An 18,826-nucleotide genomic window follows, 5' to 3' on the forward strand; every position below is an offset into this window, starting at 1 on the left:
ATTTTATACTTCATCCTGAGAGGATTCCCTTAGTTACACCCCTACCGTGTAGCCGTACAGCAGAAGCAGCACTATCAGGTTGTGGAACATGTGCAGCCCTACGGCCCAACCCATGCCCAGGCGGAGGCGCGTGTATCCCAGAAAAACGCCCCCTATAAACTTTGGCAGCAGCAACAGCAGGAGCAGCACCGGCGGTAAACTGATGCCTTGGTAGTTGAGCAGGTGCAGGAGCCCGAAAAGAACCGTGGAAGTATAAAATACCAATCCGAAACGCCGCTTCCAAAGCAGGTACATATTTGCCTGCCATTTCCTGGACGACAGGTACCAGCCTAAAAGTATAACCAGCAGCAAAGCAACAGTTGCCATCAGCCAGACAGGCGCCCCCGCCGCTCGTGCCACAACCGGCCCGAAGCTAATCATAAAGGCCAGCGCAGCCACTACGACAAAACTACGCGCGTATACCAGCGGCAGCCGGAAAACCATTTCCTCGGTAACTGGGGCCAGCAGCACAGCCACCACAAATAGCGGGAAGAAAGGGATGTTAGTGGGAAACACCTCTATGAGGCTCGTGGGGCGGTATGGCACCCCCACCGCACTACATACCAACGCCAGGGAAATAAACAGCACCGTCTGCAGTACCGTCTCGATCAGAGCTAACTGCAGGATGAGCGGGAGCTTGGTTTCCAGTAGGTTATGCTCTTGTTTCAGGGGCTTCGGCTGCAGCGCAAATGCCCATAGCTTCCTCAGCGTGTCCTGTACCGAGGGAGGCGCTGCATAGGGCGATGCCTCTGTAAAGAAGAAGACAGGTGTTTTCATAGGAAAGTTCGCTCTACAGAATAATATAAATATATATATTATTATTTATAATCAAAACAAGTATAAATAAAGCGTGGAACAGGTCTATAGTAGCGGTGGCCCTGGTGAACGGTGTGTAGTTCAGGCTTCGTAAGGATGGGGCGGGTAATTAAATGTTCATACTTTGTTTAAGTGGTTTAGGTTGAGCGGCGCATAAAAAAACGGCTGCCGGTTAGGGCAGCCGTTGAAAGAATCAGGAGGTAGGGCGTAGGCTATTTTGTGATGATGACGGTTTTACGGTCGTAGGCCAGGTTAGTGAAAATGCCGAAGCCGCCTTCCACCGACGACTTGATCTGGGAAGGCTGCGCAAAGGGATTGCCGTTGGCGTTCTTGGCGTCGGAGATGGAGGCCAGAAAGTCGTAGTACTGCTTCTCGATATGGTAGAGCGTTACGATGAGCGTATCGCCCTCCTCATACTTATATGACGACCCTAAAGAAACCCGCTTGCCGTTCGTCAGGTTGTCGGAGGTAACGAAGTCGCGGTCGGAGCCGCCGCTGAGGCTGTCGATGTGGGTCATGTAACGGTAGTAGTTGGCGGTGCTGGCATCATCCTGAAACGTGGTGAGCAGGTAGGCCTCCTCCTTGTCGTTAAATTTCCATACTACCTCCTCAATGGGCACCTGTGTTTGTAACTTAGTGAAGCCGGTTACTTTGCGCCCCTTGCCATCCACCACCTCCAGGTGGTAGGTCTGGCCGGGTTTGCCGTACAGGATCTCGGTGGAGGTGTGCGTATAGAAGCGGCCCGTGCTCTTCACGATCACAGGATTATACTTTAGCTGAATGCGCCTGCCGATGGGGGTGGTGATGTATACTTCCGCATCAGGTACCAGAGGCGGGGCGGGGTCCTCAAAATAGCCCGAACTCTCCAGTACCGAGGCGCGGATATGCTTGCCCTGCTCCAGGTAGCACTCCACCACCAGCTGCGGCTCATGGTTTGGCAGCTCCACGTCAATATCCTTCTCCAGGTCGCAGGCGGTAAGTAGGACCGTCAGCGGTATCAGCAAGTATAAAAGTAGCTTTCGCATCATCAGAATCTGAAATTATAGGTAACCGACGGAATAACGGGAAACAGCGACACCTGCTTGGCCTGGAAGCCCAGGATTGTCTGCTCGTTTGTCCTATCCTTCTGCTGCTCAAAGTATACAAAATAGGGGTTGCGGCGGTTGTATACGTTGTACACGCTGAAGGTCAGGTCGGCCTCACCCCGCTTGGGTTTCAACTTCAGCACCGCCCCCAGGTCCAGGCGGTGGTAGGCGGCCAGCCGGTAGGCGTTCCGGTCTTCGTAAATCGGCACGATGCTCGGCTCCTTCCCTTCCACATCCTGAAAAGCGAACCTGGCCACCGGCACCGAATAGGCATTGCCCGTGCCGTATACAAAGGCCCCCGTCAGGCTGAGGCGCTTGTTGAGCTGGTGCATCAGTACCAGGCTGATGTCGTGGCGGCGGTCGTAGCGGGCCGGAAAGCGCCTGCCGTTGTTAATGCCGTCGAACGTGCGGTAGGTCCAGGAGAGGGTGTAGCCCAGCCAGCCGGTGGTCTTGCCGCTCACTTTCTCCAGGTATAACTCGTTGCCGTAACTCTCGCCCTTGCCAAAGAGGAACTCGTTCTCCAGGCTATCGTTTACAAACAGATTGGCCCCGTCGCGGAAGTCGATCTGGTGCTGCATCCACTTATAGTATACCTCGTTGGAAACAAGGTATTTGCCTTTGCCGAACAGGTGGCTTACCCCCAGGGCTGCCTGCTGCGAGCGCTGCGGTTTCACGCCCTTGTTGGATGGATACCAGATATCAGTGGGCAGCGAGGCGCCGGAGTTGGTGAGCAGGTGCACGTACTGCATCATGCTGGCGTAACTGGCTTTTAATGAGGTGTGCTCATTTAAGGTATACTTTACAGATCCCCGGGGCTCCAGGGCCGCATAGGTTTTGCCGCCGCTGTTAAAACCCGATAGCCGCAGGCCGTAGTTGAACGAGAGCATCGGGCTGAGTTCGTAATCGTCGGAGGCATACAGACCAAACTCACTGCCGCTGTAGGTGCTCCCCGCACCAAAGTTCAGGGTGCTGTCCGCAGACTCAAAGTTGAGGCGGCCCACCGTAAAGCCATGGTGCGTTGCCTGCGCCCCGAACTTCAGGCTATGCCCATCCCCTAAAAACCAGTCAAAATCAGTTTTGAAAGTATAATCCTGTACCTGGGAGGTGAGCTTAAAGCTGAAAATATCAATCTTGTTGTTGATGTTGTACTTGTAGCCGGTGGAGGTGAGGGAGGTGGTGGCGTAGAGGTTGTCGTTGAACTTGTGGCGCCAGCGCAGGCTGCCCATGGTGTTGCCCCAATCGAACCCGAAGCTGAAATCGCTGTCATTGAACCCGAAGAAGTCGCGGCCATAGTAGCCGCTCAGGCTCAGCTCGTCCTTCTCGCTTAAAGTATAGCTCAGGTTGCCGTTTAGGTCGTAAAAATAATAGTCGGGGATGGGGTTGTAGTCTTTGTCGCCCTCCTTGATGCGGTTGAGTTGGCGCGTGAAAATGTCCACGTACGTGCGCCTGCCCGACAGAGAGAAATTGAGCTTGTCCTTCAAGATGGGCCCATCCAGGGTGAGGCGTGAGGAAATGAGGCCAAGACCGCCGGTGCCGCGCACGCGCTCGTTGTTACCCTTGTTCATCTTCACATCCACCACCGATGAGAGCCGCCCGCCGAACTGCGCCGGAAAGCCGCCTTTATACAGTTCCACGCTTTTCACGGCATCGGGGTTAAACACACTGAAAAAACCGAACAGGTGCGAGGGGTTGTAGATCATAGCGTCGTCGAGCAGCACCAGGTTCTGGTCGGGTCCGCCGCCGCGCACGTAAAGGCCGGAGGTGCCCTCACCGCCAGACTGGACGCCCGGCTTCAGTTGCAGCGTCTTCAACAAGTCCACCTCGCCGAAAAGAGCGGGCAGCAGCTTGGCCTCTTTGGAAGATAGGGTCTCCACGCTCATGCGGGTGTCGTTGAGCTTCTGGCGCAGCGAGTTAGCCTGTATTTCCACCACTTGCAGCTCGTTGCGGGCCGGGTCAAGTATAAAGTTTATAGTTTGGTGGCTCCCGGCTACAGAAATGGTGCGTGTGGCGGTGGTGTAGCCCACATAGGTTGCCCGCAGCCTGTGCTCGCCCTGCGGCAGGTTTAAAGTATAAAATCCTTCCTCGTCGGTGATGGTGCCGATGCCTGCCTCCGTTACCGACACGCTGGCCCCTACGAGGGCCTCGTTGTTGCTGGCGGCCCGCACATAGCCCTGCACCACCTGCCGTTGCGCCCAGGCGGGCAGCGAGACAAGCAGCAATAATAAAAAACAGGTAGTATGGTAAATCCGCATGTGTGCAGCTGCTAGGCTTGTTTCTGGTCAAGTTAGCCAATCAACGGCGTAACGGGAAATCATTTATACTTCTTCTAAGGCTAAACTGTTGGTTTATGCATTTGGTTTAGTTTGAGGCTGTTTTCTGGGAAATAGCAAAAGCCGTTGCCAGCGGCAACAGCCTTTGCAGTAGTTGATAGGTTTTGGGCTGCTTTATACTTTCCGGGCTATACTTAATACTCCCTGGCGCAAGCGTCCGCTTGTGCCTCTCTTAGTCGCCGTTTTCCGCAACTGGAACCAAGTTATTCCTACTAGCTTCTGTTCATCCTCCAGACTTACAAGTCTACAGTTGCAATTCCAAGTTTGGCTCCCTCCAGGCCGGGAGGCCTCGTCTTCCCGCATCGCGCGGTGTTCCCTTCCTTTGCTACCCTTCGGTCGCAATGCCCTTGCAGGGCACCGGAATCTCACAAGGCGCTCAACGGAAAGACTGGGATCAGATTCGATAGCCACTGCTGACGAAGCTTGAACAGAGCTCCCCTCCTTAGCCAATGAGGGGCAGGGGTGGTTGGACCCGATCCTGCAGATGATTTCCACACTATAAGTATGTGGATTGCCGCTACTCTTTATAAAACAACGCCGAAAGGACCAATACAATAAAGATCACCCCTGATACAACTCCAGAATCCGCTTCTTCAGGTAAAACTCGCACTTGCTTTGCAGCAGCTCAGCCTGCGATTTGTTCATGTTGTTCAGCGACTCCATGTAGGCGAAAAAGTCGATGTTGCCCAACTCGTAGCGGCGTTTGGCCGACTCGAAGGCGCGTTGGGTATACTCCAGGTTGGCGATGACGGTGTTATACTTTTCACGGGCGGCGAGAACATCCTGGTAAGCCTGCTGCACCGTCTGCCGTAGTTGGTTCTGGCTGGCCGCATAGTCCAGTTCGGCGTTGCGCAGGTCCAGGCGGGCGGTTTGGGCATCGAAGTGGCGGCTCAGGCCATTGAAGACTGGGATGCTCAGGTTCAGAGCTACCACCTTGCGCTGGTTCAGATCCAGCTGGTCGAAGTAGGGCATGGTCTGCAGGTTGCCGTTCTCCGGGTCTTTGTAGATGTTGCTGGAGTAGTTAGAGCCGATCATACCTTCCAGGGTGAGGGTGGGGGAGAAATTGCTCTTAGCCACCTTCAGCTCGGTTTTGGCGGCATCCAGGGTGGCGGCAGAGGATTTCACGAGCGGGGAGTAGTTCAGCGCGTTCGCCATCACCTCCTGCTCTGTTGGCAGCTCCATGCGTATCTCGTCAGGAGTGGCAGGCATCTCGAGCGCGTAGTCGGGCGTACCCTCCACGTTCATCTCCTGCACCAGCTGCAGCATAGCCTTGCGGTAGTTGTTCTGGTAGGTGATCAGGTTCAGCTTTTCAGTGGCAATCTGGGCCTTCATCTGGTATACTTCATCCATGGCCCGCACACCGGCGCGCTCGAGTTTCTCCATCTGGCTCAGTTGCCCTTCCAGCAGTGCAATACGTCCCTCAGAGATGCTGATGTTCTCGCGGTCTACGAGGGCCTGCAGGTAATAACCTGTTACATTGGTCTCCAGGTCAATCTCGGCCTGTTGCTCGGCGTAGGCGCTGGCTTGGGCCTGTTGCTTAGCTTTCTTAAGCTCAAACAACTTGGAAAAGCCGTCGAAGAGCACCACCTGCCCGGCCAGGTAGGGGTAGGAGCCGGTGGTGTTGCCTCGCTGCACCTGCCCGGTCACGTTGTCGAACACGAGGCCATTGGTGCGGTTAAGGTCGGCGTTGGCAGAGATGCTGGGCAGGTAGCCATACTTGTTGCGTCGCACCTCTATCCCGGATTTGGTGCTGTTGTAGCGCGCCTGGCGCAGCGCCACGTTGTGCTGGCGAGCCAGTTCCATGCTTTTCTCCAGCGTCAGGGGTTCCTGTGCGTAGGCGGCGGTTGCTAAACCAAGGCATAAGGTGAGCCCTCCCAGCTTTTTGAGCAGGGCTCTGGTTATACATTTTTTCATAGTTTTATCTTATACTAGTGGCAATGATCCTGATACAACGTATGGCTTAGGCCTCCTCCAGTCCGAGCCAGGCATTGCGCAACTGCACCTGCTCCGGCGTGGCCATCGGGTCGAGTTGTAGCACATGCTGCTGCTCGCGTTTCACGGCGGTTGCCCTGCCTTTCAGTTTTTTCTCCTTCACCTCGCCTTTGTCATTCACACGACCCACGGTAAAGGTAAGTCTGTCGCCGGGTTTCATGTTTTGCAGGTCCTCGGCTATGATCTGCCGTATGTTGGCAGGGGTGATCTCGGTGCCGTTAAAGGCCAGCAGCAGGTCGCCGGTCTGGAAGCCTATCTTGCGGCCAAACGCATCCATGTCCGCGGTGTCAGCTACTTTTATCTTGTTTGTCTCTTCATCAAAACCAGGGGCAAAACCACCGTAGGAGATAAGCTCCTGTGTGCCTTTCGGCTTGTACACGATGCCCACCTTACGGAACGTCTCCTCCAGCGGCAGTGGCTCCGATCCCTCCACATACTTGGCGAAAAATTCCCGGATCTCGGGGCTGGTCATCTCAGCGATCTTGTCGAACAGCTCCTCATCCTTAAAAGCATTGTCCTTGCCGTAGGTCTTGGAGAGGTCCAGCATCAGGTCGCGCAGGCCATACTTGCCATCGCTCAGCTCACGCAGCTTCACGTCCAGTACCAGGCCAATCAGAGCACCTTTCTGATACACGTTGCCATACTCGTTCTCATACTTCTCCAGTACCTGCGAGCTCATCTCTGTAAAGGGCAGGGTGTCGTTGTAATAGGTTTTGGAGGTGAGGATGTAGTCGCGGATCTTTTGCAGGAACTCGTCCACATCGTAGAGGTTTTCATACACCTGCACGTGGGAGGCAAAATACTCCGTAACGCCCTCATACAGCCACAGGTGCTCCGACATCTTGGGGTTGATGAAGTCGAAGTTGCCGATCTCCTCGGAGTGGACGTTCAGCGGCGTTACGATATGGAAAAACTCATGTGCGGCCACATCGCGGATGGTGGAGCTGAACTGCGCCTCCGGCATCTCCGGCAGAAAGTATACCGAGGAGTAGGAGTGCTCCAGCGCTCCGAAAGAGCCGGACTTGCCCACGCGCTCCGGCACGTAGATCAGAAACGCATACTTGTCTACCGGCAGGGTGCCGCCCAGGTAGCTGCGCTGCGCCTCCAGTATACTTTGCACGTTCTTCGCTATTGGCTCAGACGTCACGCGGCCAGATGGCGAGTACACCGACACCAGCACCTCTGTTCCGCCCAGGTTAAGCACCGTCGTGTCGGGTACGTTATACATCAGCGGTGAGTCGGCCAGGTCCACGTAGTTTGGCAGTTGGTAGGTGTCCAGCGAGTCGTTGGAGGCAACGGCTTTGAGCGGTGTTGAGCCGTAGAATCCCTCAGGCTTGGTAATGTTGAGCGTGTAAGGCACCTGCTTCATGCCTTCGAAATAGCCCACGAAGCCAAAAGTGTTGAGCAGAAAGTTCTTACCCTCCTCAATGTTCGTTCCGCCCGGCTCAAATACCACGTCCTCGCGCTTGGCGGCGTCAAACGTATCATCCACCCAATAGGTAATCCTGTCCAGCCTGTCAGCATTGCTGATCTGCCAGCGGTTGGTGTCCAGCCTTGCTACGGCCAGGGTATCGCCGTTTTCGGCAAAGGCTTTAAAATCGTTTACGAATTTGCCAAAGTCAGACACGGAGTAGGTGCCCGGTACGATCTTAGGCATGTTGTAAATTGTTACTTTCTCAGTTATCTGCGGGGCCTGTACCGTTACCTGTACCTGGTCGTTCTGTACATTTTTCAGGTTGATGGTGACATTATACTTCTGAGCAGGGTCGGTCTGCGGCGCACTACCTGCCAGGGCAGCCATGTGCAGGCCGAGGCAAAGTGTTAGCGCAGTGAATGTGTTTTTTAGCATGGTATGTTCTGTTTCTATCAATATAACTTATACGAAGTATAAAGGATAGCTTTTTTAGACCAAAGGGCTCTTTTTGTAGACCAGCTTCCCAGCCACGTTTTTTGTTACGGATGAATAGATGCTACTTCTGAACGAAAGGTTGTCTGGCTTTTAAAGAACCCCGGCAGCGGCAGGCCATACCGTCTTACGCCGGGGATTCACCTTAAACAAACAACAAACTTTTAAGAGTTAGAGAGTTTAGGAGTTTGGGAGTTAAAGAATTCCCCCCTCCAATAACTATCAACTAATCACAAATAACAATACCTACTGCGTGCGGATAGCCTTTACCGGGTCGAGCAGGGCAGCTTTCACGGCCTGGAAGCTCACCGTGGCCAGGGCGATGACCAACGCAAGCAAGCCAGCCAGGACAAAGATCCACCAGCTCAGGTCTACGCGGTAGGCAAAGTCCTGCAGCCACTGGCTCATGCCGTACCAGGCCACAGGGCTGGCCAGCACAATGGCGATAAGTACCAGCAAAGCAAAATCCTTGGAGAGCAGCAGCACGATGTTGCCTGTGCTGGAGCCCAGCACTTTGCGGATGCCAATCTCCTTGGTGCGCTGCTCGGCCGTGAACGAGGCCAGGCCGAACAAGCCGAGGCAGGCGATGATGATCGTGAGCAGGGAAAAGTAACCAAAAATGGTCAGCATCTTTTCCTCGGCCAGGTACTGCTTGTTGAAGCTCTCATCCAGGAAAAAGTAATCCATGGGGTGCGTGGGAGCGAAACGCTGCCAAGTACTCTCGATGTGCGTCATGGTCTGGCGTAAATCACCGGGGGATATCTTGGCCATCAAGGAGCCGTTGTTGCGGGGCGCCAGCAGGATGACGAGCGGCTCAATCTGGCTGTGCAGCGATTTATAGTTAAAGTTGCGCACCACTCCAATCACTCGACCAGAGGTGGTATCAGTAAATCCGATGCGCTTGCCGACAGGGTCTGCCCAGCCGAGTGCCTTGACAGCCGCCTCGTTCAGGATGTACCCGTTTTCAGGGTCTGTGCCCATGTCCTTCGAGAAGTTTCTGCCTGCTGTCACCGGAATGTCCATCAGGTCGAAGAAGTCATAGTCTACCCAAATGGTGTTCATGGTTTTTTCGGCCATGCCGTTGCCGCGCTCCACGTTGAAGATGATCACCCCCGTTTCCTCGCCCGGTATCATGGCCGAGGTAGCCACTTCCGTAATGCTTGCATCCTTCAGAAGCTCTGTTTTAATGACAGACATCTTGTTCACAAGGGTAGTGTCGCCGCTGGGAATGTCGATCACCACCACCTGCTCTTTTGTAAAGCCGAGGTCCTGGCTTTTCAGGAACTGCATCTGGCTGTATACTACCACAGTACCGATAATCATGACCAGCGAAATGGAGAACTGCAGCACCACCAGGCTCTTGCGCAGCATGGCACCTCCTCCATTAGGGACTTTGTCTGTCTTGAGCGTATCCACCGGCCGGAAGTGCGAGAGGATAAAGGCAGGGTAGCTACCGGCTACCAGCCCTATGAAAACGGCAATGCCCAGGATGAGCACAAGTAAAGACGGATCAGTAAAAAAAGTGGATGGGATCTGCTTATTTGCCAGGTTGTTGAACATAGGCAGTAAAAGCTCCAGCAGCCCCAGCGCCAGGACTACGGCTATGAGCGTCAGCAGTACCGATTCGCTCAGAAACTGTAGCACCAGCTGCAGCCTGCTGGCGCCCACCACCTTTCGTAAACCGACCTCTTTAGCTCGCTTGGCAGAGCGCGCGGTAGCCAGGTTCATGTAATTTATACTTGCTATCAGAAGTATAAACAGGCCCACAAACGCAAATATGTAGATATAGGACTTGTTGCCAACAGGAAAGGCCTCCCAAAGGTAGTCGGTGTTCAGGTGAATGTCGGGCAGCGCCTGCATGTGTATCACTACGCGCTCTGTAGTGGCGCTTCTGCGGATAGGGGTGATGCGCCGCTCCACAAACTCCGGTAACTTTGCCTCCAAACCTGCCGCATCATGGGCGTTGCGCAGCAAAAGGTACGTATAGCTGCTCGTGCCAAACCAGTCTGTGCCCAGGTTCCGGCGCGTCTCGGCAGACAGGGTGTTAAGCGAAGTAAGCACGTTCGGCCGCATATGGGCGGCATCCACCGGCTCGAAAATACCGGTCACCTTGTAGGTTTGACTACCGATGCGGAAGGTGCTGAGCATGGCCTGCATCGGATCACTAAAGAACTTACCTGCTACGTCCTTAGACAGCACGAGAGTGTTTGGCTCCTGCAGGGCCGTTTTGGGGTTGCCAGCCAGGAGTTTGTAGTCAAATAGCTGAAAATAGTTACTGTCTACCCAGAAAACATGTTCAATGGCTATCGCCTTCTCGTCCAGCCGGAGTACCTGTTTGTTTCTGTTGATCATGCGCACCGCAGCCTCCACTTCCGGGAAGTCGGCAGCCAGCGTTGGAGCGAGCGCACCATGCGTGATGGAAGCTTTCTCCACCTCGTCTTCTACTATCAGGTCGTTCACCACCCGGTATATCCGGTCATGCTTTGAGAAAGCTTTGTCATAGCTCAGCTCGTGCTGCACATACAGGTAGATCAGGATGCAGGATGCAATGCCGATGGCCAGGCCAATGATGTTGATCGCGGCATACACTTTATTGCGGGCCATGTTCCGGAAGAAAATAAGCAGATAATTGCTAAGCATGATGTTCTGATTTAAGTGAATACCTCTAGTCCAGGTATGCTGCTATTTCTCGTTCATTACAGTGATGCTGCCAAGGCCACCTGTCGCCTTTATCGTGAGCGTGTGCTTTGATTTTCCCAGGGCCGCATTGCGGTAGTATGTGCCTTCTTTGGTTAGCCCGTCCAGCTCCTGGCTTCCCAGCCCAGCCGTCTCCAGCCGTACGCCTGTATTCTTGGGTAGCTTGATGTTAATATCGCCTATGCCGCCGGCTACATCCACGGTAAGGTCATGGCTCCAATCCCCCGTCAGGTCAAGGGTTAGCTCCCCTACGCCAGCCTTTATATCGGCCTGCCTTAGGTCGCTCTTGCTCAGTTTTACATTCAGCTCCGCAGCGCCAGCTTCTATCTGTAGCTTCTGCACCTTGCTGTTAGTTAAGTTTATATCTGACTTGCCGGCTCCGAATTGTAGATGGAGCGCAAGCGGGGTGGTTCTGCTCAGGTTAACTACCCAGTCGTTCTGGCCGCTGTCTTCGTTATTCCTCAGGCTTTCTTGCTTAAGGGTAATGCTGGCGGTGCCGTTGTTGGTATGCATCTGCATGCTTGGCTTCCAGCTTGGCCGCTCGTACTCCACCTGCGCGCGGAGCAGCTCACTCCCCGAGGCGTTTAGCTTCAAGGTGCCGGCAGGTATCTCCAGCTTTACAGTACCCTTCGATACACCTGTGGCAGATACAGATTTTTCATACTTCTGCTGGGCAAACAGACCGTGCGCTGCAAAAAGAAGGCAAAGGAGCAGGGGTAGCTTTTTCATGGTTTTATGGTAAGGGTTAGAAATCAGAGGTAGATCCGCCTTTACTGCGTGCGAATAGCCTTTACCGGGTCCAGCAGGGCTGCTTTCACGGCCTGGAAACTCACCGTTGCCAGGGCTATGACCAAGGCCAGGATGCCGGCCAGGGCAAAGATCCACCAGCTCAGCTCGATGCGGTAGGCAAAGTCCTGCAGCCACTGGCTCATGCCGTACCAGGCTACCGGGGTAGCCAGCACAATGGCCACCACCACCAGCAAGGCAAAATCTTTGGAGAGCAGCAGCACGATGTTGCCTGTGCTGGAGCCCAGCACTTTGCGGATGCCGATCTCCTTAGTGCGCTGCTCGGCCGTGAACGAGGCCAGTCCAAACAACCCAAGGCAGGCAATGAAGATGGTCAGGCCAGCGAAGTAGCCGAACACGGTCAGCATTTTCTCCTCGGCGCGGTACTGTGCGTCGAAGTGCTCGTCCAGGAAGAAGTACTCCATGGGGTGCCGCTGATCAAACAAACGCCACTGCTGCTCGATAAAGCTGATGGTGTTTGCCTGTTCTTCCGGCGCAAGGCGGGCCAGCAAATAACCAGGTGACTGTGGAATGAGGCGTATAGCCAAAGGCTGCACATCAGTATGAAGAGAGTTCATATGGAAGTCCTTTACCACACCTATAACTCTGGCATCTGCACCGGTTATACTTTCATCGCCGGTTTCTACCTTCTTGCCAACAGGGTCGCTCCAGCCAAGCCATTTAGCAGCCGCTTCGTTAATAATAATGCCCTCGCTCTGGTCTGTTTTCATGTCGCGGGAGAAATTGCGGCCTGCCTGCATTTCTATACCCATCAAGGGTATAAAGTCGTAGTCCACGGCAATGATGTCGATTGTCTTCTCCACCATTTTATCACCTTGCTCCACCAGCATCAGGGTTCGGCTGGTAAGTTCGGCAGGAATGCTGTAGGAGTTAGATACCTGGAGCACGTTAGGGTTCTGCAGCAACTTCTGCTTGATGATAGGCAGGCGTTGTACCAGCGTAGAGTCACCTCCCGGCACATCAATTACCATTACCTGCTCTTTGTTAAAGCCCAGCTCGGAGTTTTTGAGGAAGTGCATTTGGGCGAACACGACGATGGTGCCAATGATCATGATGAGCGAGATGCTGAACTGCAGCACCACCAGTGCCCGGCGCAATGTCGCGCTGCCGCCTCGGGGCTGCTTGTCTGACTTCAGCACGTCGGCCGGTTTAAAGGCAGAGAGGAAGAAGGCCGGGTAGCTTCCTGCCACCACGCCCACCAGCAGCACAATGGTCACCAATACTAGCCCAAACTCCCACTGCAGAAAGAAATCGGAAGAGAAGTTCTTTTCGGTCAGGTTATTAAAGCTCGGGATGAAGATCTGCACGAGTGCCAGCGCCAGAAGCACTGCGATCAGCGTCAGCAGCACCGACTCGCCCAGAAACTGGCGTATAATCTGGCTGCGGTCGGCCCCTACTACCTTGCGCAGGCCCACTTCCTTGGCGCGCTTGGCCGAGCGGGCGGTGGCCAGGTTCATGTAGTTTATACTTGCTATCAGGAGCAGGAAAACTGCCACTGCGCTGAAAATGTAAACATAAGACAGGTTGCCGTGCGGGTTAAGGTCATGCTTAAACCGGTTGTCGAAGTGGATGTCCTGCAGGGGCTGCACAAAAAAGTTCATGTGCGCGTTCAACTGGTTCTCCTTTATCCAGGGATTCACACGGTTCTTTGCCAGGTTATCCACCTGTTGCTGCAGTGCAGGGATATGTTCCTTATCATGCAGCAGCACATAGGTGAAGTTGTTCAGGTTGAACCATTGGTTGTTCCGGTCGTCTGCGCTGGTGCGCGCATCCTGTGTCGCTTTAGAGAGTAGCCCGGAGGCCTTTATGTGCGAGTGGCCCGGGTTGCGGTACACACCCGTTACCGTATAGGAGTCGCGGCTGAACTGCAGGGTCTCACCCATCGCCTGCTCCACCCCGCCAAATATTTTGTTGGCCAGTTCTTCGGTCAGAACGATGGTTCTGGGGGCATTGAGGGCCGTGGCTGGGTCTCCTGCCAGCATGTTGTAATCGAACACCTTGAAAAAGGCACTGTCGGCGAAGATCAGATCTTCTTCTGAGAAGGTTTGGTTATCGTACCAGATGGTTTGCTTACCAGCCTGGTAAAACTGCGTCAGTGCCGCGATGTCGGAGAATTGGCTTACGGCTGGCGCCAGTGCCGGGGGTGTTACGGCAAACTCGTCCTTGTGTCCCTCAAACACCACTTCGCCCACAAGGCGCACAATGCGGTCTGATTTGCTAAAATGGCTCTCGTAGCTCAGCTCGTCCTGAACAAACAGGTAAATAAGGATACAGGAAGCCACCCCGATAGCCAGCCCCACAATATTGATGGCCGAGTATACTTTGTTCCGCAGCAGGTTGCGGACAGCTATTTTGAGGTAATTCTGTAGCATGGGGTTCTGTATAAGCTAGTTTTATTCTGTTCGTAGCGCATCCACGGGATTAGACGATGCAGCTTTTATAGCCTGGTAACTTATGGTAACCATCGCCACAGCAAACGCAACCAATGTGGCCAGTAAAAAAATGTCGGTGCTGATGTCGATGCGGTAGGCAAAATCGGAGAGCCATTGGCGCATGGCATACCAGGCAATAGGCCACGCAAGCAGGTTCGCAACCAACACCAGCTTCAGAAAGTCCTTGGAGATAAGCGCCACTATACCCGACACGGAGGCCCCAAAAACCTTTCTTACCCCAATTTCCTTGGTGCGCTGTATGGTGGTGAAGGAGGCTAAACCAAACAGGCCAAGGCAGGCGATGAGTATGGCGATGCAGGAGAATATGGTGAATATCTGCCCTTTCTTCACCTCATCCTGATAACTCTTCTCATAAAGATCATCTATAAACTGGTAGGAGAACGGTACTTTAGGTAAAAACTCCTGCCAGGTTTCTTCCATGTGGGCGAGCGCCGCTTTGGTATCGCCTGCAACTTTTACAGAGATGTTGCTATACCCTTGCGAGTCAGAGATCATGAACACCATGGGGGAGATCTCCTTGTGCAGCGACTCGAAGTGAAAATCCTGGGCTACCCCCACAATGCGCCCGTTGTTACCGCCATAGCTCAAGGTTTGGTCTATGGCTATATTCGGGTCGTGCCAGCCGATCATGCGTGCGGCTGCCTCATTAATAATGTATGCGGCCGTGTCGTCGCTGGCAAACTTACGGTCGAAGTTGCGGCCAGCGGCCATCTTCACCTTGTACACATCCAGCATGTCGTGGTCTATAGTAACAAACTTTATAGTAGCAGATGTAGGGGCTAAGTTGCCGCCTTTGCTTACCTGGGCACCCATGGAGTTCAGCAGCTGGTCGGTAGGCACCAGCGAAGACCTGCCCACGCCCTGTATGGTGGACGATTTCATCAACTCAGCCTTGAAAGCCTCATACTTCGGCGTGAGGTTGCTGCTGTTGGGCAGGACCACCAACTGATTCGAATCGAAGCCAAGGTCTTTCTGCTGCATATACATCAGCTGCTGGTAAATAATACCCGTGGCGATGATCAGCACAGTGGAAATAGAGAACTGCAGCACTACCAGCGTTTTGCGTAGCATCGGGTTTTTAGAGCTGCTGCTCAGGGAACCTTTCAGTACGGTGGCAGCCTGGAAGTGCGATAAGTAAAAGGCCGGGTACAAGCCTGCCAGTACCCCCACCACAAGCGGAAGGGTAAGCACAAGGAGTAGTACCCACTTATCAGACAGCAGGGTGGTGGTGATGTTTTTACCTGTGAATTCGTTTAGCCAGGGTAGGGCAAGCTCCGTCATACCGAGTGCCAGGATCGTGGCAATGGTGGTGATCAGGACGGACTCCAGCAGAAACTGAAGCACCAGGTTATGTTTGGCAGCGCCAATCACCTTGCGCACGCCTACCTCCTTGGCGCGGCTGGTAGACCGGGCTGTACTCAGGTTTACATAGTTGATGCTGGCAATAAGAAGTATGACAATGGCTACAGCGCCTAGTACCATGATACTATCTATGTCGCCGTTTACCTCCAGTTCCGAATCCAGGTTAGATTTCAGGTGGATGTCTGTCAGCTTTTGCAAGTATAAGTTTGTGAACTCGGAAGGCTTGCGGCTTCGCGCATGGTTGGTGCCACTCAGGTGGCGATCCAGAAAAGCGGGGAGCTGGGCCTGCAGGCTTTTTGCCTGCTCCTCCGACTGCAGCAGCAGGTAGGTAGGAAAAGAGTTGTTACCGTAGTTTGTTTTCAAAGCCTCTGCGCCATACACGGTGGTGTCGTTCAGGGTAGAGAAAGAGGCGAGAAAGTCAGGGTGCATGTGCGAATTCTCCGGGAAAGACTTGAATACGCCTGAAACTTTGAAGGTGAGTGTCTCATTCAACTTTAGCACTTTTCCTACGGCCTCTTCATGCGGATAGTACTTCTCCGCCATTTTATCGCTGAGCAGGATTGAGTAAGGCTCCTGAAGAGCTTCGTGGGCACTGCCTTTCAGCATGTTGATGTCAAAAATATCCACAAAAGCAGGCTCGGCAAAGTAGATGCCCTCTTCGCGGAAGGTCTTCTGCTTTTCTGCATCCTCCACGGTCAGGGTAGTACGCAGGGTGCGGGCAATACGCTCAATCTCAGGAAAATCCTGCTGCAGCAGTGGACCAAAAGGAGGGGCCACGCGTGCCAGGTGAAGACTAACAGAGCCATCATCGGAAAGGAAGTCGCGTGTTATGCGGTAGATATTGTCTGCTTTCGAGTGGTGACGGTCATAGCTAAGCTCATCCTTTACATAAAGAAAGATGAGCATGCAGGCAGCTATCCCAATAGCCAAACCACCAACGTTTATAGCAGAATATACTTTGTTGCGGGCAAGGTTACGCAAGGCAACCTTTAGGTAGTTTTTTAGCATAGTCTTATTTGTGTAGTGGTATGGCTTTAGGAGGAAAACAGCGGGATATTCACATCTGAAGTAGATTGTTGTAGAGGCGCGAAAGCTCACGCCTCTTTCACAACAAACAGCACTTTAAACTTAATCTCGATGTATGTAAACTCCTTACAATAACTCTGCAGCGTGGCGCTTTACGTTCAGGTTTTCGGTCACGATCTGGCCGTCGAAGAGGTTCACGATGCGGTGGGCGTACTCCGCATCAGTAGGGGAGTGTGTTACCATTACCACCGTAGTACCGGCATCGTTCAGCTCCGAAAGCAGCTGCATTACCTCACGACCATGTACTGAGTCCAAGTTACCGGTAGGTTCGTCGGCAAGTATAAGGGCTGGCTCTGAAACTACGGCCCGGGCAATGGCGGCACGCTGCTGCTGGCCACCCGACAACTGCTGCGGGAAGTGGTTGCGGCGGTGTGCGATGCCCATGCGCTCCATAGCCTGCAGGGAGCGCTTCGCCATTTCAGACTTGGAGTGGCCCAGGTACGCCAGCGGCAGGGCGATGTTCTCCTCCACGGTCAGCTCATCGATCAGGTTAAAGCTCTGGAACACAAAGCCCAGGTTCTGCTTGCGCAGCTTGGCCCGCTGGCGCTCCGATACATTGGCTACCTCCTGGCCCTGGAACTTGAAGCTTCCGGCAGATGGGCTATCAAGCATACCCAAAATGTTGAGCAGCGTAGATTTGCCGCAGCCTGATGGGCCCATAATGGCCACAAACTCGCCGCGTTTGATTTTCAGGTCTACCCCGGCCAGGGCAGTGGTCTCTACAGTATCGGTAACGTACTTTTTCTGCAGGTTTTGCGTGTCGATGATAAGTTCTTGCATGCTCATGGTTCTTGCGGTTGTAGAAGTTCTTAAAGTTTTATCCTGTACTAATGGTGTGTCAATTGATTGTTGAGTGGCTGCATGGTTAAATTGTTGTTTTGGTTAGTAGTCAAAACTCAAACTATTTAACCATGTAGCCATGTAGCCATGTAGCCATTTACTTCAGTTCCAACTGGTCTATGTCGCCGTAGCTGTCGTAGGAGGAGAGCACTACCTTTTCGCCCGGCTGCAGGCCCTCCAGCACCTCGTAATAGTTCGGGTTCTGGCGTCCCAGTTTAATTCTGCGCTTTTCGGCGTTGCCGCTGGCCTCGTTCACTACAAACACCCAGTTGCCGCCGGTGCTCTGGTAGAAGCCGCCACGCGGCAGAAGTATAGCCTGCGCCCCATCGTTGAGGTTCAACTTTACCTGCAGCGTCTGGCCACGGCGGATGCCTGCCGGTGCGCCATCTGCAAACTCCAAATCCACCTGGAAGGTATTGCTCTGCACCTCCGGGAACACCTTCGCCACGGTGACTTTGTAGCTCTTGCCGTTGAAGTCGAATGTGCCGTTCAGGCCGGGGTGGATTCTGGAGATATAGTGTTCGTCTATGTTGGCTTTTACTTTGTAGCCGTTCAGGTCGTCGATCTGGCCAATGTTCTCACCCGGCGCCTTCGACTCGCCCACCTCAGCCTTTAAAGTAGAGAGCTGCCCGGTGAAGGGGGCGGTCACATACAGGTTGTTGAGCGTGTTGCGGGCCATGCCGATGTTAGCCTCCATGCGCCGGATAGACTCATCCAGCTGCTTCAGGCGATCGTTCATCAGTTGGGCGTCCTGCTTCACAGAGCGCTCGGCCAGGGTCTTGCGGGTAGTCAGGTAATCAAACTCATCTTTAGAGGCCTCATACTCCTCCCGCGAGATCACTTTCTCCGCGATCAACATTTTGTTGCGCTCATACTTGCGTTTAGCCAGGGCCAACTGATACTGTATCTCTGCCAGGTCGTTTTCCTTGCGGATCAGGTCCTGCTTCATCGTGATCTCGGAGTTCTGGCGCTCGTTCATCAGGTCGTAAAGCTGTGTTTCGCGGGTCATGAAGTCGATCTGCAGCGTGGTGTTGGAGAGCTTCAGGATCGTGTCGCCTTTCTCCACCATGCGGCCGTCGTCGGTATAGATCTTCTCCACGCGGCCGCCCTCGGTAATGTCCAGGTAAAACGACTTGAGCGGCTCCACGGTACCATCAATGGCGATGAACTCCTGGAACATGCCCTCACTCACCTGCCCAACCGTAATGCGCTTGCTGTCCACGTTCAGTTTGGAGCTGTGTTCGGCAAACAACAGGTTGTAGAGCACCAGTACCAGCACCAGGGCGCCGCCTGCTATGAGGAGTATTTTCTTCGGCGTTACTTTTTTCTTTTCAATTACGCGATCCATAGTTGTAGATTGTGGTCGTGAGCACAGGTTTCTATCGTTCCCTTACCGCATTGCCAATTAGTGTG

11 protein-coding genes are annotated in these 18,826 nt (G+C 53.7%); all 11 read right to left on the reverse strand.

What is annotated here, in order from left to right; all coding sequences use genetic code 11:
* Positions 1-33: 33 nt before the first annotated feature.
* The 11 genes from OH144_RS02175 to OH144_RS02225 all read right to left on the reverse strand — a co-directional run bounded on the left by OH144_RS02175 (position 34) and on the right by OH144_RS02225 (position 18,761).
* On the reverse strand, positions 34-816 hold the full coding sequence (locus OH144_RS02175; protein ID WP_266204645.1) for a CPBP family glutamic-type intramembrane protease: 783 nt from the start codon (positions 814-816) through the stop codon (positions 34-36).
* A gap of 251 nt (positions 817-1,067) precedes the next feature.
* Entirely contained in the window at positions 1,068-1,883 is an 816-nt protein-coding gene (locus tag OH144_RS02180) for a DUF4249 domain-containing protein (RefSeq protein WP_266204646.1), read from the reverse strand.
* A complete protein-coding gene (locus tag OH144_RS02185; protein WP_266204647.1) occupies positions 1,883-4,192 on the reverse strand; it encodes a TonB-dependent receptor in 2,310 nt (769 codons plus the stop codon). The genes OH144_RS02180 and OH144_RS02185 overlap by 1 nt, the downstream gene beginning before the upstream one ends.
* A 639-nt stretch (positions 4,193-4,831) precedes the next feature.
* Positions 4,832-6,184: a TolC family protein gene (locus OH144_RS02190; RefSeq protein ID WP_266204648.1), complete on the reverse strand. Its 1,353-nt coding sequence runs from the start codon at positions 6,182-6,184 to the stop codon at positions 4,832-4,834.
* 46 nt (positions 6,185-6,230) lie between these two features.
* Positions 6,231-8,111 (reverse strand): M61 family metallopeptidase, encoded by a 1,881-nt coding sequence (locus OH144_RS02195; RefSeq protein WP_266204649.1) that lies wholly within the window; start codon positions 8,109-8,111, stop codon positions 6,231-6,233.
* A 303-nt stretch (positions 8,112-8,414) separates the two neighbouring features.
* Positions 8,415-10,808: an ABC transporter permease gene (locus OH144_RS02200; protein ID WP_266204650.1), complete on the reverse strand. Its 2,394-nt coding sequence runs from the start codon at positions 10,806-10,808 to the stop codon at positions 8,415-8,417.
* Positions 10,809-10,850: 42 nt separating this feature from the next.
* The gene (locus OH144_RS02205; protein WP_266204651.1) at positions 10,851-11,594 is read right to left on the reverse strand and encodes a toast rack family protein; all 744 of its coding nucleotides are present in this window, start codon (positions 11,592-11,594) and stop codon (positions 10,851-10,853) included.
* Between the two features lie 41 nt (positions 11,595-11,635).
* The gene (locus OH144_RS02210) at positions 11,636-14,044 is read right to left on the reverse strand and encodes an ABC transporter permease (protein WP_266204652.1); all 2,409 of its coding nucleotides are present in this window, start codon (positions 14,042-14,044) and stop codon (positions 11,636-11,638) included.
* A gap of 21 nt (positions 14,045-14,065) precedes the next feature.
* The gene (locus OH144_RS02215) at positions 14,066-16,495 is read right to left on the reverse strand and encodes an ABC transporter permease (RefSeq protein WP_266204653.1); all 2,430 of its coding nucleotides are present in this window, start codon (positions 16,493-16,495) and stop codon (positions 14,066-14,068) included.
* A gap of 144 nt (positions 16,496-16,639) precedes the next feature.
* The gene (locus OH144_RS02220; RefSeq protein WP_407676624.1) at positions 16,640-17,341 is read right to left on the reverse strand and encodes an ABC transporter ATP-binding protein; all 702 of its coding nucleotides are present in this window, start codon (positions 17,339-17,341) and stop codon (positions 16,640-16,642) included.
* A 169-nt stretch (positions 17,342-17,510) separates the two neighbouring features.
* Positions 17,511-18,761 (reverse strand): efflux RND transporter periplasmic adaptor subunit, encoded by a 1,251-nt coding sequence (locus OH144_RS02225; protein ID WP_266204655.1) that lies wholly within the window; start codon positions 18,759-18,761, stop codon positions 17,511-17,513.
* Positions 18,762-18,826 lie beyond the last annotated feature (65 nt).

It is taken from the genome of Pontibacter kalidii (genome assembly GCF_026278245.1).
Taxonomy (GTDB): domain Bacteria; phylum Bacteroidota; class Bacteroidia; order Cytophagales; family Hymenobacteraceae; genus Pontibacter; species Pontibacter kalidii.

What these genes read in the sequence shown, in the direction of transcription:
- OH144_RS02225 (WP_266204655.1), bottom strand. Translation starts at nt 18,761, where the DNA reads ATGGATCGCGTAATTGAAAAGAAAAAAGTAACGCCGAAGAAAATACTC.
- OH144_RS02190 (WP_266204648.1), bottom strand. Translation starts at nt 6,184, where the DNA reads ATGAAAAAATGTATAACCAGAGCCCTGCTCAAAAAGCTGGGAGGGCTC.
- OH144_RS02175 (WP_266204645.1), bottom strand. Translation starts at nt 816, where the DNA reads ATGAAAACACCTGTCTTCTTCTTTACAGAGGCATCGCCCTATGCAGCG.
- OH144_RS02205 (WP_266204651.1), bottom strand. Translation starts at nt 11,594, where the DNA reads ATGAAAAAGCTACCCCTGCTCCTTTGCCTTCTTTTTGCAGCGCACGGT.
- OH144_RS02200 (WP_266204650.1), bottom strand. Translation starts at nt 10,808, where the DNA reads ATGCTTAGCAATTATCTGCTTATTTTCTTCCGGAACATGGCCCGCAAT.
- OH144_RS02215 (WP_266204653.1), bottom strand. Translation starts at nt 16,495, where the DNA reads ATGCTAAAAAACTACCTAAAGGTTGCCTTGCGTAACCTTGCCCGCAAC.
- OH144_RS02180 (WP_266204646.1), bottom strand. Translation starts at nt 1,883, where the DNA reads ATGATGCGAAAGCTACTTTTATACTTGCTGATACCGCTGACGGTCCTA.
- OH144_RS02210 (WP_266204652.1), bottom strand. Translation starts at nt 14,044, where the DNA reads ATGCTACAGAATTACCTCAAAATAGCTGTCCGCAACCTGCTGCGGAAC.
- OH144_RS02195 (WP_266204649.1), bottom strand. Translation starts at nt 8,111, where the DNA reads ATGCTAAAAAACACATTCACTGCGCTAACACTTTGCCTCGGCCTGCAC.
- OH144_RS02185 (WP_266204647.1), bottom strand. Translation starts at nt 4,192, where the DNA reads ATGCGGATTTACCATACTACCTGTTTTTTATTATTGCTGCTTGTCTCG.